At 71.0% G+C, this 24,234-nt stretch carries 19 protein-coding genes and 1 pseudogene; 8 read left to right on the top strand and 12 right to left on the bottom strand.

The features are described from left to right. Both WG923_RS12705 and boxA read left to right on the top strand, forming a co-directional pair. Positions 1-754 (top strand): annotated as a pseudogene (locus tag WG923_RS12705) (benzoyl-CoA 2,3-epoxidase subunit BoxB); the annotation flags it as partial. Positions 755-854: 100 nt separating this feature from the next. Next, a complete protein-coding gene (gene boxA / locus WG923_RS12700) occupies positions 855-2,141 on the top strand; it encodes a benzoyl-CoA 2,3-epoxidase subunit BoxA (protein ID WP_340351327.1) in 1,287 nt (428 codons plus the stop codon). 30 nt (positions 2,142-2,171) lie between these two features. Here boxA and putA read toward each other — a convergent pair whose 3' ends face one another. Further along, the gene (gene putA / locus WG923_RS12695; RefSeq protein ID WP_340351326.1) at positions 2,172-5,912 is read right to left on the bottom strand and encodes a trifunctional transcriptional regulator/proline dehydrogenase/L-glutamate gamma-semialdehyde dehydrogenase; all 3,741 of its coding nucleotides are present in this window, start codon (positions 5,910-5,912) and stop codon (positions 2,172-2,174) included. Between the two features lie 96 nt (positions 5,913-6,008). Here putA and WG923_RS12690 point away from each other — a divergent pair, with 96 nt between their 5' ends. After that, positions 6,009-6,485, top strand: coding sequence for an Lrp/AsnC ligand binding domain-containing protein (locus WG923_RS12690; protein ID WP_340351325.1), 477 nt, complete (start codon positions 6,009-6,011; stop codon positions 6,483-6,485). Positions 6,486-6,503: 18 nt separating this feature from the next. Here WG923_RS12690 and WG923_RS12685 read toward each other — a convergent pair whose 3' ends face one another. The 6 genes from WG923_RS12685 to WG923_RS12660 form a co-directional block, all read right to left on the bottom strand. Continuing rightward, a complete protein-coding gene (locus WG923_RS12685) occupies positions 6,504-7,718 on the bottom strand; it encodes a serine hydrolase domain-containing protein (RefSeq protein ID WP_340351324.1) in 1,215 nt (404 codons plus the stop codon). 54 nt (positions 7,719-7,772) lie between these two features. Further along, the gene (gene paoC, locus WG923_RS12680) at positions 7,773-9,983 is read right to left on the bottom strand and encodes an aldehyde oxidoreductase molybdenum-binding subunit PaoC (protein WP_340351323.1); all 2,211 of its coding nucleotides are present in this window, start codon (positions 9,981-9,983) and stop codon (positions 7,773-7,775) included. A 2-nt stretch (positions 9,984-9,985) separates the two neighbouring features. Beyond that, complete coding sequence (locus WG923_RS12675) at positions 9,986-10,936, bottom strand: FAD binding domain-containing protein (RefSeq protein WP_340351322.1); 951 nt, start codon at positions 10,934-10,936, stop codon at positions 9,986-9,988. After that, positions 10,933-11,580, bottom strand: a complete 648-nt coding sequence (gene paoA / locus WG923_RS12670) for an aldehyde dehydrogenase iron-sulfur subunit PaoA (RefSeq protein WP_340351321.1) — start codon at positions 11,578-11,580, stop codon at positions 10,933-10,935. The genes WG923_RS12675 and paoA overlap by 4 nt, the downstream gene beginning before the upstream one ends. 116 nt (positions 11,581-11,696) lie before the next feature. Continuing rightward, on the bottom strand, positions 11,697-13,283 hold the full coding sequence (locus tag WG923_RS12665; RefSeq protein ID WP_340351320.1) for a cation:proton antiporter: 1,587 nt from the start codon (positions 13,281-13,283) through the stop codon (positions 11,697-11,699). A 41-nt stretch (positions 13,284-13,324) separates the two neighbouring features. Then, entirely contained in the window at positions 13,325-13,765 is a 441-nt protein-coding gene (locus tag WG923_RS12660) for a MarR family winged helix-turn-helix transcriptional regulator (protein ID WP_340351319.1), read from the bottom strand. 169 nt (positions 13,766-13,934) lie between these two features. On the opposite strand from WG923_RS12660, the gene WG923_RS12655 reads away from it, so the two are divergent. From WG923_RS12655 to WG923_RS12645, 3 genes are read left to right on the top strand one after another with little or no spacing between them, the layout of a single operon-like run. After that, entirely contained in the window at positions 13,935-14,474 is a 540-nt protein-coding gene (locus tag WG923_RS12655; RefSeq protein ID WP_340351318.1) for a VOC family protein, read from the top strand. Positions 14,475-14,481: 7 nt separating this feature from the next. Next, positions 14,482-16,104: an FAD-dependent oxidoreductase gene (locus WG923_RS12650; protein WP_340351317.1), complete on the top strand. Its 1,623-nt coding sequence runs from the start codon at positions 14,482-14,484 to the stop codon at positions 16,102-16,104. After that, entirely contained in the window at positions 16,101-16,307 is a 207-nt protein-coding gene (locus WG923_RS12645; protein ID WP_340351316.1) for a DUF2783 domain-containing protein, read from the top strand. Before WG923_RS12650 ends, WG923_RS12645 begins: the two co-directional genes overlap by 4 nt. A 224-nt stretch (positions 16,308-16,531) precedes the next feature. Here the strand turns inward: WG923_RS12645 and fahA are convergent, their stop codons facing one another. Genes fahA through WG923_RS12630 form a run of 3 tightly spaced genes read right to left on the bottom strand, consistent with a single transcriptional unit; the run spans position 16,532 to position 19,841 of the window. Continuing rightward, positions 16,532-17,848, bottom strand: a complete 1,317-nt coding sequence (gene fahA / locus WG923_RS12640) for a fumarylacetoacetase (RefSeq protein WP_340351315.1) — start codon at positions 17,846-17,848, stop codon at positions 16,532-16,534. Between the two features lie 8 nt (positions 17,849-17,856). Further along, positions 17,857-18,834, bottom strand: a complete 978-nt coding sequence (locus tag WG923_RS12635; RefSeq protein ID WP_445322921.1) for a Bug family tripartite tricarboxylate transporter substrate binding protein — start codon at positions 18,832-18,834, stop codon at positions 17,857-17,859. Positions 18,835-18,878: 44 nt separating this feature from the next. Beyond that, positions 18,879-19,841 (bottom strand): MBL fold metallo-hydrolase, encoded by a 963-nt coding sequence (locus WG923_RS12630; RefSeq protein ID WP_340351314.1) that lies wholly within the window; start codon positions 19,839-19,841, stop codon positions 18,879-18,881. Positions 19,842-19,942: 101 nt separating this feature from the next. Here WG923_RS12630 and WG923_RS12625 point away from each other — a divergent pair, with 101 nt between their 5' ends. Next, positions 19,943-20,755 (top strand): IclR family transcriptional regulator, encoded by an 813-nt coding sequence (locus tag WG923_RS12625; RefSeq protein WP_340351313.1) that lies wholly within the window; start codon positions 19,943-19,945, stop codon positions 20,753-20,755. A gap of 15 nt (positions 20,756-20,770) precedes the next feature. Here the strand turns inward: WG923_RS12625 and WG923_RS12620 are convergent, their stop codons facing one another. Both WG923_RS12620 and WG923_RS12615 read right to left on the bottom strand, forming a co-directional pair. Beyond that, positions 20,771-21,433 carry a trimeric intracellular cation channel family protein gene (locus WG923_RS12620; RefSeq protein WP_340351312.1) on the bottom strand — a complete coding sequence of 221 codons (663 nt, stop codon included), beginning with the start codon at positions 21,431-21,433 and terminating at the stop codon, positions 20,771-20,773. A gap of 10 nt (positions 21,434-21,443) precedes the next feature. After that, a complete protein-coding gene (locus WG923_RS12615; RefSeq protein WP_340351311.1) occupies positions 21,444-23,054 on the bottom strand; it encodes a rhodanese-like domain-containing protein in 1,611 nt (536 codons plus the stop codon). 139 nt (positions 23,055-23,193) lie between these two features. On the opposite strand from WG923_RS12615, the gene WG923_RS12610 reads away from it, so the two are divergent. Beyond that, a complete protein-coding gene (locus WG923_RS12610) occupies positions 23,194-24,210 on the top strand; it encodes an AraC family transcriptional regulator (protein WP_340351310.1) in 1,017 nt (338 codons plus the stop codon). Positions 24,211-24,234 lie beyond the last annotated feature (24 nt).

Here is a 24,234-nt window from a genome sequence, read left to right as displayed (position 1 = left end):
ATCGGCCTTCGATCCGCTGTCGCGCACCACGCGCTTCATGCTGACCGAGGAAGCGCACCACATGTTCGTGGGCGAGTCCGGCATCAGCCGCGTGATCCAGCGCACCTGCCAGGCGATGAACGAGCTGAAGACGGACGACCCGAAGACGCTGCGCGAGGCCGGCGTGATCGACCTCCCCACCCTGCAGCGCTACCTGAACTTCCACTTCAGCGTGACCATCGACCTGTTCGGCGCCGACGAGTCGAGCAATGCGGCCACCTTCTACAGCTCGGGCCTGAAGGGCCGCTTCGAGGAAGGCAAGCGGGTCGACGACCACCAGCTGCGCGGCCAGAACTACAAGGTGCTGAACGTCGTGGGCGGCCAGCTGGTCGAGAAGGAAGTCCCGATGCTCAACGCCCTCAACGAGGTGCTGCGCGACGACTACATCAAGGACAGCGTGGGCGGCGTGCAGCGCTGGAACAAGGTGATCGAGAAGGCGGGCATCCCGTTCCGCCTGACCGTGCCGCACAAGGCCTTCCACCGCAACATCGGTGCGCTGGCGGGCGTCAAGGTGGCGCCGGACGGCCACGTGGTGAGCGAGGCAGAATGGAACGCCAAGGTGGGCCAGTGGCTGCCCACGGCGGAAGACCGGGCCTTCGTCGCCAGCCTGATGGGCCGCGTCGTCGAGCCGGGCAAGTTCGCCAACTGGATCGCGCCGCCGGTCATGGGCATCAACCGCCAGCCGGTGAATTTCGAGTACGTGCGCTTCGCCTGAGGCGCCCCCTTGTAGGCTGGTGGTGACGAAGGAACCCCAGCTCGCTGCGCTCATCCGATCGCTGGGGTTCCTTCGTCACCACCAGCCTACGGGAACCATCGTGGATCATTCCGACGTCATCTTCCTGAAGCAGCACCTGATCGATCCGGAGATCTGCATCCGCTGCAACACCTGCGAGGCGACCTGCCCCGTCGCCGCGATCACGCACGACAGCAACAACTACGTGGTGGATGCGGCCAAGTGCAACCTGTGCATGGCCTGCATCCCGCCGTGCCCCACCGGCAGCATCGACAACTGGCGCACGGTGCCCAGGGCGCGGGCGTACACCATCGACGAGCAGCTGGGCTGGGAGTCGCTGCCCGAGGCGCTGTCGGAGGCGGAACTGGCCGAGGCCGCGGGCGGGGCCGAACTGGCCGTGCCGCCGCAGCCCGCGAGCAGCGCGCCGGTGGCGACGGAGATCGATCCGCAGGCCTCCACCTTCCGCAGCGGCGACTGGGGGGCCACCGTGCCGCCGTGGTCGGCCGCGCATGCCTTCACCAACGTCTACGGGCCGAAGGCGCCGGTCAAGACGATCGTCGCCACCGTCACCGGCAACCACCGCGTGACCGAGGTCGGCAAGGATTACGACACCCATCACATCGTGCTGGACTTCGGCAGCACGCCCTTTCCCGTGCTGGAGGGCCAGAGCATCGGCATCGTGCCGCCCGGCGTGGACCCCAAGGGGCGCGCCCACCATCCGCGCCAGTACAGCATCGCCAGCGCGCGCAACGGCGAGCGCCCCGGCTACAACAACGTCTCGCTGACCATCAAGCGCGTGCTGGAGGACCACGAGGGCCGCCCCGTGCGCGGCGTGGCCAGCAACTACATGTGCGACCTGAAGGTGGGCGACAAGGTGGAGGTGATCGGGCCCTTCGGCGCCACCTTCCTGATGCCGAACCACCCCAAGAGCCACATCGTGATGATCTGCACCGGCACCGGCAGCGCGCCGATGCGGGCCATGACCGAGTGGCGCCGGCGGCTGCGCAACTCCGGCAAGTTCGAAGGCGGCAAGCTGATGCTGTTCTTCGGTGCCCGCACGCCGGAGGAGCTGCCCTACTTCGGCCCGCTGCAGAAGCTGCCGAAGGACTTCATCGACCTGAACCTGGCCTTCAGCCGCGTCGCCGGGGAGCCCAAGCGCTACGTGCAGGACCTGATGCGCGAGCGCGCCGCCGACCTGGCGCCGCTGCTGGCGGACCCGAACGCGTACTTCTACGTCTGCGGGCTCAAGGCCATGGAAGAGGGCGTGGTGATGACGCTGCACGACATCGCCACGCATGCGGGCCTGGACTGGGAGACGGTGGGCGCCTCGCTGCGGCGGGACGGCCGCCTGCACCTGGAGACCTATTGAGGCACCGGCTGGCCGGGCCGCGCTGCCCCGTCAGCCGATCGACATCAGCGAGGCATTGCCTCCCGCCGCCGCGGTATTGATGCTCAGGGCCCGCTCGATGACCAGGCGCTCGAGCGGGACGGACGTCTCGCCCGGCTCCATGCGCTCCACGCTCACCACCGGGCCCTCGCGACGGGCCATCCGCTGCTGGACCTCCGCCAGTTCCTGCGGCGAGCCGTGCAGCAGTACGGACTCGTAGGAGACCTCCGGCGCGGACCAGTCGCGCGCCAGCGCGACGTGCGCCTGCACCTCGGGCGGCAGGCGCTGCAGCAGTTCCTGCGCCTCGGCACTCCAGATGGCACGGCTGCCCACTGCGAGCACGGCGGCCAGCTGCACGAGGCGGTCCGCTTCGCCGGCGGCCAGGCACAGCACGCTGGCACGCGGCGCGATCGTGTAGACGTTGCGCTCCCCCGTCGGGCCCGGCAGGACGACGGAGGCGCCGGGGCGCGCCAACGCCGCCACCCGCGAGCACGCGACGGCCAGCGCGGGCTGCTGCGCGCCGACCCACTCCAGCAGCGCGCGCAACGCGCCGCTGGCGGCGGGCGCGGCCGGCGCGGGGCCATCGGTGTCGGATGCGAGCGCGCGGGCCAGCACGTCCTCCGGCCGGCGCGCCAGCAGCCGGTACAGGTACAGCGGCCCGCCGGCTTTCGGGCCCGTGCCCGACAGGCCTTCGCCCCCGAACGGCTGCACGCCGACCACGGCCCCCACCATGTTGCGGTTCACGTAGATGTTGCCCGCATGCGCGGCACCCACCACGCGCGCGATCGTTTCGTCGATGCGGGTGTGCAGGCCCATCGTGAGGCCGTAGCCGGTGCCGTTGATGCGGGCCACCAGCCCGTCGAGCTCCTCGCGCTGGAAGCGCACGAAATGCAGCACCGGGCCGAACACCTCCCGCTCCAGCTCGGAAATGCTGTCGATCTCGATCAGGGTGGGCAGCACGAAGGTCCCGTCCTGGAGCGGGTGTTCGCTGTGGCCGGCCAGCTGGTGCACGCGCCGCCCCTTGGCGAGCATGCGGTGCAGGTGGCGCTCGATGTTGCCCTTCGCCTCTTCGTCGATCACCGGGCCGACGTCGGTGGCGAGCCGGGCCGGATTGCCCACGCGCAGTTCGGCCATCGCGCCCAGCAGCATCGCGAGGATCCGGTCCGCCGCTTCCTCCTGCACGCACAGCACGCGCAGGGCGGAACAGCGCTGGCCCGCGCTGTCGAAGGCCGACGCGAGCACGTCGCCCACCACCTGTTCGGCCAGGGCCGAGGAGTCGACGATCATCGCGTTCTGCCCGCCCGTCTCCGCGACCAGCGGGATCGCCCGCCCGCTCGCATTCAGCCGGCCCGCCAGGCTGCGCTGGAGCAGGCGCGCCACTTCGGTGGAACCGGTGAAGAGGACGCCCTGCGTGCGCGCATCGGCCACCAGCTTTGCGCCCACCACGGCACCGGGGCCGGGCAGCAGCTGGATCGCATCGCGCGGGACCCCTGCGGCCCACAGCGCCCGCACGGCCTCCGCTGCGATCAGGGGCGTCTGTTCCGCCGGCTTGGCCAGCACGACGTTGCCGGCGGCCAGCGCCGCGGAGACCTGCCCGATGAAGATGGCGAGCGGGAAGTTCCACGGGCTGATGCAGACGACCGGTCCCAGGGGGACATGTGTGGCATTGTCGAAGTGGTCGCGGACCTCGCGGGCGTAGTAGCGCAGGAAGTCGACGGCCTCGCGCACTTCGGCCACCGCATTGGAGGCCGTCTTGCCGGCCTCGCGGATCAGCACGCCCATGAGGCGGGGCATGTCGGCTTCCAGCCGGTCGGCCGCGCCTTCCAGCAGTCGGGCGCGCGCGTCCGGTGGCGTCGCTGCCCAGCGCGGCGCGCCCTGCACGGCACGCTGCAGCGCGAGCTCCACTTCGCTGTCGGTGGTCTCGCGCACGGACCCGACCCGGTCGCTGCGGTCGGCCGGATTGGTGACGGGGGCCATGTCGTGTGCGGGCGTGTCCGCGGCCGGCAGCGGGCCCGCGTTCCAGTCTTCCCCGGCCGCGGCAGTGAACGCCTGCGACAGCGCCTGCAGCTGCGCCTCGTTGCCCAGGTCCACGCCGCGCGAGTTGCGGCGCACGTGGCCATAGAGTGCGCGCGGCAAGGGGATCGCCGGATGCGCCAGCCCGGTGGCGCCTTCGCGGCGCGCGTACTCCTCGATCACGTCCACCGGATCGCGCACGAGCTGTTCGACGGCGATGGCCTGGTCGGCGACCTGGTTCACGAAGGAGGTGTTGGCCCCGTTCTCCAGCAGGCGGCGCACCAGGTAGGCCAGCAGCGTCTCGTGCGTGCCGACCGGCGCATACACGCGGCAGGGCCGCCCCAGCTTGCCTTCTTCCACCGGGCCCACGACCTGTTCGTACAGCGGCTCGCCCATGCCGTGCAGGCACTGGAACTCGTACTGGTGCGGGGTGTAGCGCTGCGGATCGGCAAGCTCGTAGATCGCTGCCATCGTGTGGGCGTTGTGCGTCGCGAACTGCGGATACACCTCCTGCGGCGCGGCCAGCAGCTTGCGCGCGCAGGCGATGTACGAGGCGTCGGTGTACGGCTTGCGCGTGAAGACCGGATAGTCGTCCTGGCCGTCCAGCTGCGCACGCTTGATCTCCGAGTCCCAGTAGGCGCCCTTGACCAGCCGGATCATCAGCCGCCGCTTGCTGCGTCGCGCGAGGTCGACGACGTAGTCGACCACGAAGGTGCAGCGCTTCTGGTACGCCTGCACGACGAAGCCGAGCCCGTTCCATCCCTGCAGCTGCGGCTCGAAGGACAGGCGCTCCAGCAGGTCGAGGGAGAGCTCCAGCCGGTCGGCCTCCTCGGCATCGATGTTCAGGCCGATGTCGTAGCGCTTGGCCAGCGCGCACAGGCGCACCAGCAGGGGATAGAGCTCGCCCATCACGCGGTCGTACTGGGAGCGGCTGTAGCGGGGGTGGAGCGCCGACAGCTTGATGGAGATGCCGGGGCCGGCGTAGATGCCGCGGCCGGCCGACGCCTTGCCGATGGCGTGGATCGCCTGCTCGTAGTCGCGCAGGTAGCGGTTCGCATCGTGCGCCGTGAGCGCGGCCTCGCCGAGCATGTCGAAGGAATAGCTGAAGCCCTCCTGCTCGCGCGGCCGCGCGTTGCGCAGCGCTTCGGCGATGTTCTCGCCGGTGACGAACTGCTCGCCCATCATGCGCATCGCCATGTCCACGCCCTTGCGGATCAGCGGCTCGCCGCCGACGGAGACGAGGCGGCCGATGGCAGCGGACAGGCCCGATTCGCTGTGCGTGGAGACCAGCTTGCCGGTGAGCAACAGGCCCCAGGTGGCGGCGTTGACGAACAGCGAGGGGCTCTTGCCCAGGTGCGTCTGCCACTGGCCCTGCGCGATCTTGTCGCGGATCAGCGTGTCGCGCGTGGCCGCGTCCGGGATGCGAAGCAGCGCCTCCGCCAGGCACATCAGCGCCACGCCTTCCTGCGACGAGAGCGCGTACTGCTGCAGCAGGTTCTGCACGATGCCCGCGCGGCCGCTGGCCGCCTTGCGCGCGCGCAGCCCCGCGGCCAGGCGCAACGCGAGGGCCTGGATGCGCTGCGCGGCGGGCGGTGGGACGCGTGCGGCGTCGAGGACGGACTGCACCGCCTCCGGTTCGGGGCTGCGCGTCGCGGCCGTGATCGCCCGCCGCAGCGGCGTTGCGGCGAAGGCAGAGGGCTCGAAGAAGCGGTCGAAGACGTCGTGGGGCTGCGCGGGCATCGGGGATCTCGGTGGAGATGACATCCTCCATCATCTCGATAGCTGACCGGATATTGCTTCAAAATGAGGCGGTCCAGCCGAAGGAATCACCAAACCATGCCGGAAACGCCGAGCCTCGACCGTACCGACCGCCGCATCCTGTCCCAGTTGCAGGACGACGGCCGGATTTCCAACCTGAAGCTGGCGGAAGCGGTGGCCCTGTCCCCGACGGCGGTGCTGGCCAGGGTGCAGCGGCTCACGCGCGAGGGATTCATCCAGGGCTACGAAGCACGGCTGAATCCGCAACTGCTGGGGGCGGGCATGCTGGTGTTCGTGGAGGTGCTGCTCGATCGCACGACGCCCAACGTGTTCGAGGCGTTCCGCGCCGCGGTGCAGGTGCACCCCGAGATCCTGGAGTGCCACATGGTTGCCGGCGGCTTCGACTACCTGGTCAAGACGCGCGTGGCCGACATGCACGCCTACCGCACCTTCGCCGGCACCGTGCTGTGGCAATTGCCGGGCGTGCGCGAGACGCGCACGTACGCGGTGATGGAAGAAGTGAAGAACTCGACCAGGCTGCACATCCCCGCCTGAAGGCGGGCCAGGCTCCTCCTAGGAGCCGGCAGCTTTCCCGCCGGCCTCGTCGTCGATCGCCTTCTGTACCGCCTGGTAGAAGGCCTCGCGCGCCTCGGTCGCCCCGGGGTCCCGCGCACCCCCTCCCCAGTTGGCGTTGGATGCGATCACGAGCCTGCGCTTCGGGTCGATGAAGATGCCCTGGCCGAAGATGCCGCGGGCGGCGAACGTCCCATCCGCGTAAGTCCACCACTGGTAGCCATAGCCGCGGCCCGGCCGGCCGATGCCGGTGCGCGTGCCGGTGGCCTCCGCGAGCCAGCCTTCGGGCACGATCGGCTGGCCGTTCACCCGGGCCCCGTCGAGGATGAAGAGCCCGAAGCGGGCGAAGTCGCGGCTCGCTGCCTGCATGCAGCAGCCGCTGATCTCCTGCCCGGTGCGACTGAGGATCCAGGTGGCCTGCTGCTCCATGCCGGCGGGCCCCCAGATCTTTTCCGACAGGTACTGCGACAGGGGCTTGCCCGTCGCCTGGCTCACCAGGATGCCGACGAGGTTGGTCTCGCCGGTGCTGTAGTTCCAGCGCGTGCCGGGTGGCACCTCGCGCGGCAGGCGGCGCAGGTAGCTCACGAGCGCGTCGACGCCTTCCTCCGGCTGGTGGTTGTTGAACCGGGCGACGTCCGAATTCGGGTCCGCGTAGTCCTCGTTCCAGCGCACGCCCGAGGTCATGGTCAGGAGCTGGCGGATGCTCACGTCGTCGTACGCGGAGCCCTTCATCTGCGGGATGTAGTCGCTGACCTTGTCGTCCATGCTGCGGATGTGGCCGTCGCGCAGCGCCGCACCCACGAGGGTGGAGGTGATCGACTTGGCGACGGAGAAGCTGGTCCAGCGCCCGGCGGCGTCGAAGCCGAGGCCGTAGCGCTCCAGGCGCAGCCTGCCATCGTGCACCACCAGCAGCGCCGCGCTGCGCTGGCCGGCCATGTAGGCGTCGAGGTCCAGCGGCAGCTTCAGCGGCGCCCCGGCGGGCAGCGGCCGCACGGTACCGCCCGCGGGAATCGTGCGCGCTTTCGCGAGCAGGGGGATGCGATCGAGCGCGCGGAAGGCGGCATCGCGCTGCGGCTGGCTCCAGAACAGCAGGTCGCGGTTGGTGGGCAGCGTGGCGAGCAGGCCCCGCGTTTCGCGGTCGAGGGTGAACCAGCCGGCGGTGGCGGCGATCACGAGGCCGGCGGCGACACCCAGGGCGATCTTGCGGAAGGTCATGCGGCGATTGTCCACGCCAGCGCGCGGCGCCGTTCACCTTTCGCAAAGCAGCGGTCACGCCACCGGCGGCAAGCGGTCGATCAGCTTGTCCAGCGTGAGCGGATAGTCGCGTACCCGCACGCCCGTGGCGTTGTAGACCGCATTGGCGATCGCCGCCGCCACGCCGCACAGGCCCAGTTCCGCGACCCCCTTGGCCTTCATCGGCGAGGACATGGGGTCGGTCTCGTCGAGGAAGACCACGTCGAGGTGCGGGATGTCGGCATGCACCGGCACCTCGTAGCCGGCGAGGTCGTGGTTGACGAAGAAGCCGCGGCGCTTGTCCACGGCCAGTTCTTCCATCAAGGCCGCGCCCACGCCCATGGTCATGGCCCCGATCACCTGGCTGCGCGCCGTCTTGGGATTGAGGATGCGCCCGGCCGCACACACGGCCAGCATGCGGCGCACGCGCGTCTCGCCGGTGGCGGCGTCGACCCCCACTTCCACGAAGTGCGCGGCGAAGGTCGACTGCTGGACCTTCTTGTCCAGGTCGCCGTATTCGATGAAGTCCTCGGCGACCAGCCCTTGCGGACCGGCCGCTTCCGCCAGCGGCACCACGCGCTCGCCGGCGCGCACCGTGCCGTCGGTGAATTCGGCCTCGCGCGCGTTCATCCCGAGCTTCGCCGCCACGGCCTCGCGCAGCTTCATGCACGCGGCGTACACCCCCGCGGTCGAATTGTTCGCGCCCCACTGGCCGCCCGAGCCGGCGGAGACGGGGAAGTTGGAGTCGCCCAGTCGCACGAACACCTTGGCCAGCGGCACGCCCATCATCTCCGCCGCCGTCTGGGCGATGATGGTGTACGAGCCGGTGCCGATGTCCGTCATGTCGGTTTCGACGGTGACGAGGCCGCGGTCGTCCAGCCGCACGCGCGCGCCCGACTTGGTCACGAGGTTGTTGCGGAAGCCCGCCGCCACGCCCATGCCCACGAGCCAACGGCCGTCGCGCACCTGCCCTGCGCGCGCGTTGCGGCGATTCCAGCCGAAGCGCTCCGCCCCCGTGCGCAGGCACTGCACCAGTTGCCGCTGCGAGAACGGACGGTTCGCCTGCTCCGGATCGACCTGGGTGTCGTTGACGACGCGGAATTCGACCGGATCCATCCCGAGCTTTTCCGCCATTTCGTCCATGGCGATCTCCAGCGCCATCATCCCCGGCGCTTCGCCGGGAGCGCGCATCGCATTGCCTTCGGGCAGGTCCAGCACCGCCAGCCGCGTGGTGGTGAGCCGGTTCGCCCCGGCATAAAGCAGCCGGGTCTGGTTGACCGCGGTTTCCGCCGAGCCGTCCGGCAGGTTGCCGTTCCAGCCCTCGTGCGCGATCGCCGTGATCTTCCCGTCGCGCGTCGCGCCCAGGCGGATGCGCTGGATGGTGGCGGGCCGGTGCGTCGTGTTGTTCATCACCAGCGGCCGCTGCAGCGCCACCTTCACCGGCCGCCGGGCCGCCCGGGCGCCCAGGGCGGCCAGCACGACGTCCGCGCGCACGAACAGCTTGCCGCCGAAGCCGCCGCCGACGAAGGGCGAGACGAGGCGCACGTTCTCCTTGCGGATGCCCAGCGTCCTGGCGAGATCGCCCACGCTCCACGCCACCATCTGGTTCGAGGTCCAGACGGTGAGCTTGTCGCCCTGCCAGGCCGCGGTGGTGGCGTGCGGTTCCATCATCGCGTGCGACTGGTCGGGGGTGGTGTAGGTGGCGTCGAACTGCACCGGGGCGCCAGCGAACGCGCCGGGGAAATCGCCGACCTTCGACTCGGGCGGGCCGGCGAAGGGCGTGGGTTTCGCGAGCTTCGCCCCGGCCTTCTCCGCCGCGAGGTCGAACTTGCCGGGCGTGCGCTCGTAGGTGATGCGCACCAGCTGCGCCGCGGCGCGCGCCTGCTCGAAGGTCGTCGCCACGACCAGGGCCACGGCCTGGTGGTAGTGGTCGATGTTCGGGCCGCCCAGCAGCCTGGCGGTGTTGAAGCTGCCCTTCCCGAGCTTGCCGGCGTTGCGCGCCGTCACGATCGCCAGCACGCCGGGCGCGGCGCGCGCGGCACCGAGGTCCATGGCGGCGATGCGGCCCTTGGCGATGCCGGCGCCGATCACCCAGCCGTACACCGCGTCCGGGGCGGCGTCGTGGCGCTCGTACGCATAGGGCGCGGTACCGGTGGTCTTCAGCGGCCCGTCGACGCGGTCGGTCGGCTGGCCGACGACCTTGAGCCGGTCGATGGGATTGGTGGTGGCGGGGGTGTCGAATTTCATGCTCAGCTCCTCGCCTGTGCCAGGACCGCGGCGAGCGTACGCTCCACCAGCGGCAACTTGAAGGCGTTGTCGTGCGTGGGGCGGGCGTCGGCCAGCAGGCGCGCGGCGGCGGCCCTGGCGCCTTGGGGCAATGCCGCATCGGCGGCCGCGTCGCGCCAGGGCTTGTGCGCGACGCCTCCCAGCGCCACGCGGCCCGAGCCGTCCTTCTGCACGATCGCCGCGACGGAGACCAGCGCGAACGCGTAGGAGGAGCGGTCGCGCACCTTGCGGTAGATGTGGGTGCCACCCACCGGCTTCGGCAGCGTGACCGCGGTGATCAGCTCGTCGCGTTGCAGCGTGGTGTCGATGTGCGGGGTGTCGCCGGGCAGGCGGTGGAAGTCCGCGATCGGGATCACGCGGGTGCGGCCGTCGGGCCGCACCGTCTCGACGTTCGCGTCCAGCGCGCGCATGGCCACGGCCATGTCGCTCGGGTGCGTGGCGATGCAGGCCTGGCTGCTGCCCACCACGGCGAGCTGCCGGCTGAAGCCGCCGATGGCGCTGCAGCCGCTGCCCGGCTGCCGCTTGTTGCAGGGCTGGTCGGTGTCGTAGAAGTAGGGGCAGCGCGTGCGCTGCAGCAGGTTGCCCGCGGTGGTGGCCTTGTTGCGCAACTGGCCCGAGGCCCCTGCCAGCAGGGCGCGGGACAGCACGCCGTAGTCGCGCCGCACGCGTTCGTCGGTGGCGAGCGCGGTGTTGCGCACCAGCGCACCGATGCGCAGGCCGCCCTCCGGCGTCGCCTCGATCCGGTCGAGGCCGAGGAAGTTCACGTCGACCAGGTGGGCCGGGGCCTCGATCTGCAGCTTCATCAGGTCCAGCAGGTTGGTGCCGCCGGCGATGAACTTCGCCGCCGGATGGCGCGCGACGGCGGCCGCGGCCTCGGCGGGCGAGCGGGCGCGCTCGTAGGTGAACGGCTTCATGTGCGCACCCCCGCGACTTCGCTGATCGCATCCACGATGTTGGAGTAGGCGCCGCAGCGGCAGATGTTGCCGCTCATGCGCTCGCGCAGCTCCTCGGCGGAGAACACGGGCTGGGCCGTGAGGTCGGCACTGACGTGGCTGGGGACGCCGCGCCCCAGTTCGTCCAGCGCACCGACGGCCGAACAGATCTGGCCGGGCGTGCAGTAGCCGCACTGGTAGCCGTCGTGCTTGATGAAGGCGGCCTGCAGCGGGTGCAGGCGCGCGGGCGTGCCGAGCCCTTCGATCGTGGTGACCTTGCCGTTGTGGTGCATCAGCGCCAGGGTGAGGCAGGAATTGATGCGGACGCCGTCCACCAGCACGGTGCATGCGCCGCACTGGCCATGGTCGCACCCCTTCTTGGTGCCCGTGAGGTGCAGGTGCTCGCGCAGCGCGTCGAGCAGTGTCGTGCGGTTGTCGAGATCCAGTGTGTGGGTGGTGCCGTTGACCTCGAGCGCAACGCGCGAGGCGGGCACGGAGCGTTGCCGAGGCGGCACGGGCGCCTGGGTGGCAGCGTCTGCCGCCGTGGGCAACGTTGCCGCCGAGGCGGCGGCGCCCGCGATCAGGAGCTCACGCCGCGAGACCTTGAGGGGATCGGAACTGTCCATGACTTCGCATCCTTGCAGCGTCGATACGCGCTGGAGCGCGGAGCATGCAAGGCCGCGCGCGTGGGCGCTGTAGGCGTGTGGCTGACGAACAGGTCGGCGCCGTCCGGGCCGACGGCTCACCCTGGCTCGTGAGGGTCGGAGGTCTCGTCCGCGTTCGCGGAGCGCAGGGGATCGGACACCTCCAGCCAGTCGAGTTCGCTCTCGAGGCTGTGGAATGCGTCGTCGCCGATCTCGCCGCTGGCGCGCACCGCGAGCAGCGCCTGCCGTGCCGAAGCGAGCGCCGCGCCATACGCGGCTTCGTACTCGGAGGCCGAGGCCGGCGGGGCCGCGGGAGCCTGCAGCACGTTCCCCAGCCGCACCTTGAAATCCTTGCGCACGAGATCGATCACGGAGGAGCGTCCGCGCGGCAGCTGGGCGAGCGCGGCTTCCAGCGCACGCTCCCGGGCGATGCCCACTTCCTGCGCGATGGGATCGCCATCGCGCAGGTCCAGTGCGCGCAGCAGGGCCTTCAGGGTCAGCCCCTGCACCAGCAGCGTGCCGAGCACGACCGAGAACGCGGTCAACAGGATCAGGTTGCGCGCCGGAAAGCCGTCGGGCAGGGCCAGGGCCGCCGCCAGCGTCACGATGCCGCGCATGCCGGCCCAGGAAATGAGCAGGCCGCTGCCCACGGTGGGCCGCAGCATGGGCCGGGGCGGATGGAAGCCGAAGCGACTGTCCTTCCAGCGCAGCACGGCATTGAAGGCCATGTGCCAGGCGATGCGCACCAGGATCACCGTGGCGAGCACGGCGGCCGCCACGACCAGGTACTGCCGCAGCACCGGAGCTTCCAGTTCCGCCACGATGGGCCGGATCTGCAGGCCGATGAAGATGAAGGCGAAGATGTTCAGCGCGAAGATCACCGTCGCCCACACCGCGTTGGTCGGGATGCGCACGCGCGCCGGAATGCGCGCCGGCGCGCTGCGCGCGAGCGTCATGGCGTAGCACACCGTCGTCAGCACGCCGGACAGGCCGGCCCGCTCCGCCACCAGCCACACGCCGAAGGTGGTGATGAACTGCAGGATGATCGCGGTGGGGATGTGCTGCACGCGTTCCAGCAGGCGTTGCGCGAGCCAGCCGAGCGCCGGACCGGCCACGATGCTGCCTCCCACCGCGAGCAGGAACGTGGGTGCCACCGCCTCCAGCGAGAAGCTGCCGGCGGCGACCGCGCCGACCGCGAGCCGGTAGATCAGCAGCGCGCTCGCATCGTTCAGCAGGCTCTCCCCCTCGAGGATCGTCAGCAGCCGCTGCGGCGGCTGCAGCGGACGCAGGACCGCCGTGGCCGCCACCGCGTCCGGGGGGGCGACGATGGCGCCCAGTGCGATCGCCGCTGCCCACGGCAGGCCGGGCACGAGCGCGTGGGCCACCACGGCCACCGCGGCGGTCGTCAGGCCCACGGCGAACACCACCAGGCCCGTGACCGGCGCCCAGTTGTCGCGCAGGTCGCGCAGCGAGGCGTCGAAGGCGGCGTCGAGCAGCACGGGGGCCACGAACAGGGCCAGCACCAGGTCGGGCGGCAGGCTCGGATGCGGCACGCCCGGCACGAAGGCGAGCAGGGCGCCGCCGATGGCGAGGAACACCGGATAGGGCGCGCCGACGCGCCGCGCCGCTGCCGCCAGCAGCACGGCGGCCACGAAGAGGGCCAGGATCTGCTCGAATTCGTGCATTCGGGCGCCGATTGTCCGCGAGGCCGGCCCGCGCCGGGCCTTCAGCCCTGCCGCGTCAGCTGCCGCGCGCGCGCTTCCACCTTGTCGATGGCGGCGGCGAGCACTTCCAGCTCCTGCGGCGACAGGTCGGACAGCAGGTATTCCTCGCGCGCCTGCACCATCGGCACGATCTTGCGGTAGAGGGCCGTGCCCGCGGGCAGCAGGCGCACGCGCCAGGCGCGCCCGTCCTCCGGGTCGGGAGAGCGGGCCACCAGCCCTGCGGCTTCCAGCCGGGCCAGGGCACGGCTGACCTGCATCTTGTCGAGCGTGGTGCGGTCCTTCACGTGCGCCGCGCGGACCTCGCCCTGGTCGGCCAGCGCCGCCAGCACCCGCCAGTCGTCGCGGGAGAGCGCGAAGCGCTCGCGGTACACCTGCGCCGTGGCCAGGCTGACCTGCTCCGCCAGCACTGCCAGGCGGTAGGGGAAGAACTTCTCGAGCTCCATCGGCGGATCGTATCACCCGTTACCAGCGGCGGCCGGGCCGGCGCTGCGCTGCACCCGTACGGTGCCCCGGGATCCCTAAGGGTATTTGCGTATGACAAACGCACTTGCAGAATCCAGGACGCCCCGCTAGGATAGTAACCACCGTTACCAAACAACCCGAGGAGCCGCCATGAAGATTGCCCGCATCCACCACGTCGCCTACCGCTGCCGCGATGCCCGCGAGACCGTCGAGTGGTACCGCAAGCACCTGGGCATGGAGTTCGTGCTCGCCATCGCCGAGGACCGCGTGCCCTCCACCAAGGCACCGGACCCGTACATGCACCTGTTCATGGATGCCGGCAACGGCAACATCCTGGCCTTCTTCGAGATCCCGAACTCGCCGCCGATGGGCCGCGACGCCAACACCCCCGACTGGGTGCAGCACATCGCGTTCAAGGTCGACGGCGGCGAAGAGGTGCTGGTCGCGGCGAAGGCGCGCCTGGAGGCTGCGGGCATCGAGGTGGTGGGGATCACCGACCACACGATCTTCAAGTCGATCTATTTCCGCGACCCCAACGGCCACCGCCTGGAACTGGCGGTCGACACCGCCACGCCGGAACAGATGAAGAAGCTCGACGACGTGAAGTGGGAGATGCTGGAGGAGTGGTCGCGCACCAAGCGCGCCCCCAAGCAGGCGGCCTGGATGCACGAAAAAGAACTGGCGGCCTGAGGCGGCGATGCAGAAGACCTACACGTATCCCGAATTCGCGTACCGGCAGTCCGAGGAGCAGCGGCTCGGCGTCGTGCGCCGCCACCCGGTGGTGATCGTCGGCGCCGGCCCGATCGGGCTGACCGCGGCACTGGAATGCGCGAGCCGCGGCATTCCCGCCGTGCTGCTGGACGACAACAACACGGTGAGCGTCGGCTCGCGGGCGGTCTGCTATGCCAAGCGGCCGCTGGAGATCTGGGACCGGCTCGGCGTCGGCGAGGCGATGGCGCGCAAGGGCGTGAGCTGGAAGGTCGGCAAGGTGTTCTTCCACGACGACCTGGTCTACCAGTTCGACCTGCTGCCGGAGGAAGGGCACAAGATGCCCGCGATGATCAACCTGCAGCAGTACTACCTGGAGGAGTTCCTGGTGGCGGCCTGCGAGAAGAGCGGCCTGGTGGACCTGCGCTGGAAGCACAGGCTGATCAGCCTGTCGCAGGAAGCCGACCACGCGAAGCTCACGCTGGAGACGCCGGACGGCATCTTCCAGCTCGAAGCCGACTGGGTGATCGCCTGCGACGGCGCCAACAGCGACACCCGCAAGATGGTCGGGGCCGAGTTCACCGGCCAGTTCTTCCAGGACCGCTTCCTGATCGCCGACGTGGTGATGAAGGCGGACTTCCCCACCGAGCGCTGGTTCTGGTTCGACCCGCCGTTCCACCGTGGCCAGAGCGTGCTGCTGCACCGGCAGTGCGACAACGTCTGGCGCATCGACTTCCAGCTCGGATGGGACGCCGACCCCGAGCGCGAGAAGAAGCCGGAGAACGTGATCCCGCGCATCCAGGCCATGCTGGGCAAGGACGTGGAGTTCGACCTGGAGTGGGTCTCCGTCTACCAGTTCGCCTGCCGCCGCATCGACCGTTTCCGCTACGGGCGCGTGCTGTTCGCCGGCGACGCCGCGCACCAGGTCTCGCCCTTCGGCGCGCGCGGCGCCAACACGGGCGTGCAGGACGTCGACAACCTGGTGTGGAAACTGAAGCTGGTGCTCGATGGCCACGCGCCCGAGTCCCTGCTCGATAGCTACCACGAGGAGCGCGCCTTCGCGGCCGACGACAACCTGCTGAATTCCACCCGCTCCACCGACTTCATCACGCCCAAGAGCCGGGGCAGCCGCGTGCTGCGCGACGCGGCGCTGCAACTGGCGGAGGAACAGCCGTTCGCGCGCAAGCTCGTGAACAGCGGCCGCCTGTCCACCCCCACGCCTTACGTGCAGTCCTCTCTGAACACGCCCGACGAGGACAGCTTCGCCGGAGCCATGCTTCCGGGCACCAACTGCGCCGACGCACCGGTGAAGCGCCGCGGCGAGAAGCTGTGGTTCCTCAACCAGTTGCCGGCGGGCTTTGCGCTGCTGGTGTTCGCGCCCGAGGCGCCGGTGTCCGAAGTGCGGGTCGGCGACGTGCGGGCCGAGGTGGTCTGCGTGGGCCGCGACTTCAGCGATGCGGAGGGGCTCCTCGCGCAGCGCTACGACGCGCAGCCCGGCACCGTGTACCTGCTGCGTCCCGACCGGCACGTGGCCGCGCGCTGGCGCACTTTCGATCCCGTCCGCATCCGCGCCGCGCTCGCGCGCGCCTGCCAACTGAAGGAACCCGCATGAGCCTGCAGCTCCAACCCAACATCCCCGATCCGGACGGCTTCTACCAGGAGCTGATCGGCATGCAGCGCGACCTCGACGACGAACAGGCCACGCTGTTCCAGGCGCGCCTGCTGCTGGTGCTGGCGAACCACGTGGGCGACCGCGCGGTGCTGTCGCAGGCGATGGAAGTGGCGCGGCGGGCGGGGGCTCCGCGCGCGTCTTGATGATGGTTTGAGAGGCTGGGGTTTCGTAGGCTGGCGGTGAAGCGCCAGCGAAACCCCAGCGATCGCGCGCAGCGCTGGGGTTCGCGCTGCTCACCTTCGGCGGCTTTCAGCCGCCCCAGCCTACGAACTCACGCCAGCGCCGGAAGCACCGTCCCCGAACTCACGCCAGCGCCGCCAGCACCGTCCCCGAACTCACGCCAGCGCCGCCAGCACCGTCCCCGAGCTCACGCCAGCGCCGGCAGCACCGTCCCCGCGCACTCCCCGAACCCGATCCTCCGCGCCCCCGCCCGCTCGCAAGCCCCGCGCAGGATCAGCGTGTCCCCGTCCGCCAGGAAACTGCGCGTCTCCCCATTCGGCAGCCGGATCGCCTCCTTCCCCCCCGAGGTGAGTTCCAGCAGCGAGCCGGCCTGGTCCGGCGCCGGTCCCGACAGGGTGCCGGATCCGAACAGGTCCCCGGGCTGCAGGTTGCAGCCCCCGCTGGTGTGATGCGCCACCAGTTGCGCCGGCGTCCAGAACGCCGCCTCGTCGGCCCGCGCGCTGGACAGCCGCACCGGTGCTTCGCCCGCCGCGCGCATCGCGGCCGTCTGCAACCACGCCTCCAACCGCACCGCGATCGCACCTTGCTCGCGCGTCGCCTGCGAATCCAGGTAGGGCAGCGGTTGCGCAGAGCCCGCGGGGCGCTGCAGCGGCGCGCGGAACGGCGCGAGCGCCTCCATCGTCACCACCCAGGGTGAGATCGTGCTGCCGAAGTTCTTCGACAGGAAGGGCCCCAGCGGCTGGTACTCCCAGGGCTGGATGTCGCGCGCCGACCAGTCGTTGAACAGCGTCACGCCGAACAGGTGCTCCTCGGCCTCGCCGATCGCGATCGGTTGCCCGAGCGGATTGCCCGGCCCGATCAGGAAGCCGAGTTCCACTTCGTAATCGAGCCGCTGGCTCGCACCGAAGGAGGGCTGCGGCGCGTCCGCTGCCTTGGCCTGTCCCAGCGGCCTGCGCACCGGGTGGCCGCTGGCGACGATGGAGGAACTGCGGCCGTGGTAGCCGATCGGCACCCACTGGTAGTTGGGCAGCAGCGGGTTGTCGGGCCGGAACAGGCGGCCCACCGTGGTGGCATGGTGGATGCCGGTGTAGAAGTCCGTGTAGTCCCCGATCGCGCAGGGCACGGTGAGTTCGATGCCCGATTGCGGCAGCAGGCAGGAGGCCAGCGCCTGCTGCTGCGGGCTGCCTTGCGCCAGCGCCTGCGAGAGCGCCGCCCGCACGGCACGCCGCGGGGCGGAGCCGGCGCCCATGAAGGTGTTGAGGTCGCCGGCCGCCAGCGGTGCGAGCGCAGCCGCCACCTCCGCGGACCAGCGTCCCTCATCGCGCGCGGCACGCAGGTCCAGCACCTGGTCGCCGATGGCGACGCCGATGCGCCACGGTTCCTGCGTCCCCGCGCGGCGGAAGCGCCCGAAGGGCAGGTTCTGGATCGGGAAGTCCGTGCCTTCGCCGTTGGCGGAGGCGACCCAGCTTTGCAGTGCCGGGTCGTGCGTGGCGTCGGTGCGCATGCCGGGCGTCAATCGAGCTTGATGCCGGCGGACTGCACCAGCTTGCCCCAGCGGTCACGCTCCTGCCGGGTGTAGGAAGCCATCTGCTGCGGCGTGCCGGGCAGGCCCTCCAGGCCCAGGGCCTGGAAGCGGGCCTTGACCTGCGTGGAGTCGAGCGCGGCCTGCAGGGCCTTGCTGTACTTCGCCACCGTGTCGGCCGGCGTGCCCGCCGGCACCACGAGGCCCTGCCACGCGAAGGCGGTGAAATCGGTGAGGCCCTGTTCGGCCAGGGTCGGGACTTCGGGCAGCGTGGTCAGGCGCGCCGGGCTGGCGACGCCGAGCGCGCGCAGCTTGCCGGTGGCGACGTACTGCTGCACGCTGGCCGTGTCGATCAGGCCGAACGGCACCTGGCCGCCCAGCAGGTCCTGCACCGCGGGCGCGGCGCCGCGATAGGCCACGTGCTGCAGCTTCAGGCCGGTGCGCTCGCGCAGCATCTCGGTGGCCAGGTGGTGCGGGCTGCCGACGCCGGCGGACGCATAGCTCACGGGGCCGGACTGGGCCTTCACCCAGGCCACGAACTCCTTGAAGTTCTTCGCCGGCACGTTGGGCGCGACCACCAGCAGCAGCGGGAAGCGCGCCAGCATGCCGACGGGAATGAAGTCCTTCTCCGCGTTGTACGGCAGCTTGGCGAACAGCCAGGGGTTGGCGGCCAGCGTCGCGAAGTCCGCGGTGAACAGCATGTGCCCGTTCTCCTTCGCGTTGGCGACGTAGGCGGCGGCGATGTTGGTGGCCGCGCCCGGCTTGTTGTTGATGACGATAGTCTGGCCGAGGGTCTTGCCCATCGCTTCGGCCACGGTGCGCGCCACGGCATCGGAGCCGCCGCCGGCGGCGTAGCCGACCACCCACTCGATGGGGCGGCTGTCCTGCGCCAGCAGCGTGGCGGGCAGGGCGGCGGCGGCCGCGGCGAAGGCGAGCGCGCTGCGGCGGGAAAGCTTGTTCAGGTTCACGGGTCTTGTCTCCACAGGGTTGAAAGGATGCGCGGTGCGGGGCTTCAGCCCTCGAGCGCGGCCCACATCTGGCGGTCGCGCTCGGCGGTCCAGATGCGCGGGTCGGGGTATTGCGTGGCCTCGTCGTAGCAGCGTGTCACGTCGAAGGGCATGCAGTGGTCGAAGATGACCCAGTGGCCGTACTTCGGCCTGAGCTTCGCGCAGGTGTCGCGGTAGACGGCGTTGAGGTCCTTGCCGGCCTGCACGCCCTCCTGCACCGCGGCGTACACGTCGCTGATGAAGGCACGGGTGGCGGCGAGCCCCTCGCGCACGCGGCCGGGGGTCGTGAGCGCGGCGCCGCGCCCGGGCACCAGGGCCACCGGATCCAGTTTGGCGATGTTGTCCAGCGTCTGCGGCCAGTCCTTGAAGTAGGCGTCGCCGGCATAGGGCGTGGCGTCGAATTCCACCAGGTCGCCCGCGAACAGGATGCGCTGCTGCGGCAGCCAGGCCACCGTGTCGCCTTTGGTGTGGCCGCGACCGAGCTGCAGCAGCTGCACTTCCAGCTTGCCGAGCCAGACCGACATGCGGCCCTCGAAGGTCATGGTGGGCCAGGTCAGGCCCGGCGGCACCGATTCGACGGCGCGGAACAGGCGCGGGAAGCGGCCGATCTCGCTGGCCTTGTCCTGCTCGCCGCGCTCGGCGATCAGGTCGTAGGTGTCGCGGCTGGCGATCACGTGCTCGGGCGCGTAGCCGGAGGCGCCGAGCACGCGGACCGCGTGGTAGTGGCTCAGCACGACGTACCTGATCGGCTTGTCGGTCACCTCGCGGATGCGGCGCACGACGTCCTGTGCCATCACGGGGGTGGCCTGCGTGTCGATCACCATCACCGCGTCGTCGCCGACGATCACGCCCGTGTTCGGGTCGCCTTCGGCCGTGTACGCGTAGGCGTTGGGGGAGAGCTGGACGAAGCTGACCTTCTTTTCCTCGAGGTCGGCCTGGGAGGCAAAGGCTTTGGTGGGAGTGTTCACGGGGTTCGGATTCCTGATTTGCTGATTGCAAACTGATTTGTCGAATCATGGCGCAGCCCGCCGGTGTTGTCAAACGGGTTTGCAATGAACAAAATCAGGGGATGCCCGCATCCCACAGGAACCAGCCGCCCGCCGAGGAGGCGGAAGACAGCCGCCGTGCCGTGCAGTCGGTGGAAGTGGGGGGCCGGCTGCTGCTGGCGCTGGCCGAGAGCCGCAATCCGCTGCCCCTGAAGGAGCTGGCGGCGCGCGCCGGGCTCGTGCCCTCGCGGGCCCACCCCTACCTGGTGAGCTTCCAGCGGCTCGGCCTGGTGGAACAGCAATCGGACAGCGGGTATTACGCGCTGGGCGCCGCGGCGCTGCAGATCGGGCTGGCCTGCCTGCACCAGCTCGACCCGCTCAAGGTCGCCGAGCCGATCGCGCAGGAACTCGCCCGCACGACGGGCCACGCGGTGGCCATCGCCGTGTGGGGCAACTTCGGGCCCACCATCGTGCGCCTGGTGGAGGCGCAGCAGCCGCTGCACATCATGCTGCGCGTGGGCAGCGTGATGTCGGTGCTGGGCACGGCGACCGGCCGCGCGTTCGCCGCGGTGATGCCTCCCGAGCAGCTGGAACGCGCGATCACGCTCTCGCCGGGCTACGAAGTCGGCGCGGCGCGCACCCCGGCCAGGAGCTGGCGCAAGGAAGTCGACGAGGTCGCCGCGGAGGTGAAGCGCCATGGCGTGGCGCGCGCGGCGGGCCGGCCGATTCCGGGCGTCAATGCCTTCAGCGCGGCGGCCTTCGACCACGAGGGGCATCCGGCACTGGTGCTGACCGCGCTGGACCACGAGGACCGGCTCAAGGGCGACTGGAACAGCGCCGGCGCGCGGGCCGTGCGCGACGCGACGGCGGCGATCACGCGCCGCCTGGGCGGATAGGAGCCGCCTGGCTTCCTAGTCGCGGGAGCCCGCCGTGTACCCGGCCGGCAGCTCGTAGCCGCGCCACAGGGCCACTACGCGCGTGCCCGTGGCCGTGGCCGCCGCGAGCAGCAGCGCCATGCCCGGTGTCCAGGCGAGATGGTCGGCCAGGACGTACATCCAGCCGCCGACGAACGCGCACACGGCATACGGGCGGCGGTCGCGCAGGGCGGTGGGGATGTCGTTGCAGACCACGTCGCGCAGGATGCCGCCGAAGGTGGCGGTGAAGACGCCCATGAGCACGGCCACGATGGCGGGCAGGTCCTGCGCCAGCGCGAGCTGCGTTCCGCTGGCCGTGAACAGGCCGAGCCCCAGCGCGTCGGGCCACTGGATGGCGCGTTCCGTCAGCTCGAAGTGGCTGGAACGCACGAACAGGATGGCACCGACCCCCAGCGCGATCAGGATCCACAGCCAGCCGGGATGGGCGACCCAGAAGAAGGGCCGGCGGTCCAGCAGCACGTCGCGCAGGGTGCCGCCGCCGAAGGCCGCCAGCCCCATCACCACGCACACGCCCACCATGTCCAGCCGCTTGCGCATGCCCGCCAGCAGCCCGGACAGCGCGAAGGCGAGGTTGGCGGTGGCTTCCACCAGGGTGTGGAGCCACGAAAGGAGCAGGTCGTGGGCGGGCAGCGGGAGCATGACCCGGCGCTCAGATGACGCGAAAGCCATGCGTGCCGTCCCGCGCGAGCTGCGCGACCAGGCCGAATTCCCAATCGAGGTAGGCCTGCATCGCGGCGGGCGATGCCTGCGTGCCTTCGTAGGGACGGCGGTAGCGGTCGATGCGCGGCGAAGCGAGCCGCGTCTCGCCGCTCTCCAGCGGCAGGCCGGCCGCGGCCCATGCCGCATTGCCGCCTTCCAGCACGAGGACCTCTGCGTCCGGACGCAGCGCCGCGACATCGCGCGCGGCATGGCGGGCGAGGGTGGAGTCGCCGCAGGCGAGCACGTAGCGCCGCGCCATCGGGATGACTTGCAGGGCCTGCGCGAGCTGCGAGCGCAACACGAACCACGCGCCCTGGATGTGGCCGGCGACGTAGCGCGCACTGGGCGAGAAGTCGAGCACTGCCGTCTCCCCGGCGGCGCCCTGCAGCCAGTCGGCGAGCCGGGCCGGCGTGACCCAGGCCAGCGGCCCCTCGGGCTGGGGCGTGCGCGCGGGGACGGGACCGCGCTCCACGAACTGCGCGGAATCTGCCTGAAGCACCCAGGTCTCCCACCCCATCTGGGCCAGCCAGGAGCCCGTCATGCGGGCGCGCACGCCGTCGTCGTCGACGAGCACGATGCGCGCGCCGCGCACCGGCGCGCCGTGGTCGGTCTCCTGCACCAGTTGCCCGCCGGGCGCGCTGCGGAAACCGGTCAGGTGGCCGGCCTCGAATTCCTCCGGTGTCCGCACGTCGAACCGGTAGGTGGTGCGCCCGGCCTCGGCCAGGAAGCGCTGCAGGTCCGCGGCACTCGCGAGGCGGACACCGGCGCGCCCGGCCACCTCGCGCGCGCGTGCCGCGGCCTCCGCGCGCTGCGCCGCATCGACCGGCCCCGCGCGACGCCCGGCGCCGTGGTCCAGCGCCTGCCCCGCCAGCAGCCACCCGATGGTGCCGTTGCGCAGCGCCGCCACCGGGTTGGGCAGCCCCGCGTTCACCAGCGACTGCGTTCCGATGATGCTGCGCGTGCGCCCGGCGCAGTTGACGACGATGCGCGTGGCCGGGTCGGGCGCGAGCGCGCGCGCCCGCAGCACCAGCTCCGCGCCCGGCACGCTGATCGCGCCGGGGATGCTCATCGTGCGGTATTCGTCGAAGCGGCGCACATCCAGCACGACCACGTCCGCACCGCCTGCCAGCAGCGCCTGCACTTCCTGCGCCGGCAGCGAGGGCGTGTGGCGCACGCTTTCCACAAGTTCGCCGAAGGACTTGCTGGGCACGTTGACGTCGATGAACAGTTCGCCGCCGGCCGCGCGCCAGCCCTGCAGGCCGCCCGCGAGCAGCGACACGTTCGTGTAGCCCAGCGCCTGCAGCCGGCGGGCGGCGGCTTCGGCCAGGCCTTCGCCGTCGTCGTAGACGACGATGTCGGTATCGAGGCGCGGGATCCGCGTCCACGCGTCCAGCTCGATGCGGCCGAAGGGAAGGTTGGCCGCGAACAACGGATGCCCGCGGGCGAAGGGCTCTTCTTCGCGCACGTCGACGAGCGCGATCTCGCGCCGTGCGAGCAGGGCCTCGCGCACGCGCTCGCATGCAGTGGCGGGAAGGGAGGGGGCCGGGGTGTTCGCAGGCATGACGCGATTCGACCATTTGCGGCGCTTCCTGCCAAGGCGGGGCTGCGCGGGTGGTGCGTGGCGCCCCCACCCTGCCGGCGGTGGCCGCCGTGACACTTTCGCCAGGGAGGGCTCCCTACAATCTGGCGCGAGCCGCGCCATGACCTCCCCGCACCACACCGTCGCCATCCAGCAGGTGCACAGCATCCTGCGCGGGGCGCAGCATCGCGGCCTCGACGTCGCCCCGCTGCTGGCGCGCGCCGGCATCTCCCCCGCGCTGCTGGACTCGCCGCTCGCGCGCATCTCGCAGGGGCAGTACGCGCTCCTGATCCGCGCGCTGCGGCGCACGCTGCGCGACGAATTCTGGGGCATGCTGTCGCGGCCGGTGGCGCCGGGCAGCTTCGGGCAATGCATGCGGCAACTCGTGCGCTGCGCCACGCTGCAGGAGGCCCTGCGCGCCGGCTTCGCCTACTACCACCTGCTGCTGGCGGACTTCACGCCGCGCCTGACCGTGGGCGAGGGCACGGCGCGGATGCAGTTCGTGCCGCGCACCGCGCCCGACGCCCGGCTGGACTTCGCGATCAAGGCGTACATGCTGTTCTCCTTCAACGCGGCGTCGTGGCTGGTGGCGCGCCGCATCCCGCTGCTGGGGGTGGACTACACCAGTGGCGTGACCAGCAGCGACATCTCGCGCGTGTACCAGGTGCCGGTGCGGCAGGCGCAGGCGCACGTCGGCCTGTCCTTCGACGCGCGCTGGCTGGAGCTGCCGGTGGTGCAGTCGCCGCAGAGCCTGCGCGAGTACCTGGCCGGCTCGCCCGCCAACCTGATCGTGAAGTACCGCGACAACAGCAACCTCACCGAGCGGATCCGCCGCATGCTGCGCAAGCGCCTGGGCGGCGAGCTGCCCTCGCTGGAGGAAGTGGGCGAGGCCCTCGCCGTCACGCCGCAGACGCTGCGCCGGCGGCTGCGCGACGAGGGCCGCGGCTTCCAGCAGATCAAGGACGAACTGCGCCGCGACGCCGCCATCGAATTCCTGCTGCAGACGCACCTGCCGCTGCCGGAGGTGGCCAACCGCGTCGGCTTCTCCGAGGCCAGCACCTTCCACCGCGCCTTCAAGCAGTGGACCGGCGTGGCGCCCGGCGAGTACCGCCACTCGCACGCCGGCGCCGAGCGCTGAGGCCCGCCACCGTCGGGCGCTGAC

This window comes from Ramlibacter sp. AN1133, from assembly GCF_037890035.1.
Classification (GTDB): Bacteria; Pseudomonadota; Gammaproteobacteria; order Burkholderiales; family Burkholderiaceae_C; genus Ramlibacter.
This window is presented reverse-complemented; position numbering and strand designations above follow the sequence as displayed.

Excerpts from the sequence above, each read along its gene's own strand:
- putA (WP_340351326.1), bottom strand. The coding sequence starts at position 5,912 with ATGCCCGCGCAGCCCCACGACGTCTTCGACCGCTTCTTCGAGCCCTCT.
- WG923_RS12690 (WP_340351325.1), top strand. The coding sequence starts at position 6,009 with ATGCCGGAAACGCCGAGCCTCGACCGTACCGACCGCCGCATCCTGTCC.
- WG923_RS12685 (WP_340351324.1), bottom strand. The coding sequence starts at position 7,718 with ATGACCTTCCGCAAGATCGCCCTGGGTGTCGCCGCCGGCCTCGTGATC.
- paoC (WP_340351323.1), bottom strand. The coding sequence starts at position 9,983 with ATGAAATTCGACACCCCCGCCACCACCAATCCCATCGACCGGCTCAAG.
- WG923_RS12675 (WP_340351322.1), bottom strand. The coding sequence starts at position 10,936 with ATGAAGCCGTTCACCTACGAGCGCGCCCGCTCGCCCGCCGAGGCCGCG.
- paoA (WP_340351321.1), bottom strand. The coding sequence starts at position 11,580 with ATGGACAGTTCCGATCCCCTCAAGGTCTCGCGGCGTGAGCTCCTGATC.
- WG923_RS12665 (WP_340351320.1), bottom strand. The coding sequence starts at position 13,283 with ATGCACGAATTCGAGCAGATCCTGGCCCTCTTCGTGGCCGCCGTGCTG.
- WG923_RS12660 (WP_340351319.1), bottom strand. The coding sequence starts at position 13,765 with ATGGAGCTCGAGAAGTTCTTCCCCTACCGCCTGGCAGTGCTGGCGGAG.
- WG923_RS12655 (WP_340351318.1), top strand. The coding sequence starts at position 13,935 with ATGAAGATTGCCCGCATCCACCACGTCGCCTACCGCTGCCGCGATGCC.
- WG923_RS12650 (WP_340351317.1), top strand. The coding sequence starts at position 14,482 with ATGCAGAAGACCTACACGTATCCCGAATTCGCGTACCGGCAGTCCGAG.
- WG923_RS12645 (WP_340351316.1), top strand. The coding sequence starts at position 16,101 with ATGAGCCTGCAGCTCCAACCCAACATCCCCGATCCGGACGGCTTCTAC.
- fahA (WP_340351315.1), bottom strand. The coding sequence starts at position 17,848 with ATGCGCACCGACGCCACGCACGACCCGGCACTGCAAAGCTGGGTCGCC.
- WG923_RS12625 (WP_340351313.1), top strand. The coding sequence starts at position 19,943 with ATGCCCGCATCCCACAGGAACCAGCCGCCCGCCGAGGAGGCGGAAGAC.
- WG923_RS12620 (WP_340351312.1), bottom strand. The coding sequence starts at position 21,433 with ATGCTCCCGCTGCCCGCCCACGACCTGCTCCTTTCGTGGCTCCACACC.
- WG923_RS12615 (WP_340351311.1), bottom strand. The coding sequence starts at position 23,054 with ATGCCTGCGAACACCCCGGCCCCCTCCCTTCCCGCCACTGCATGCGAG.
- WG923_RS12610 (WP_340351310.1), top strand. The coding sequence starts at position 23,194 with ATGACCTCCCCGCACCACACCGTCGCCATCCAGCAGGTGCACAGCATC.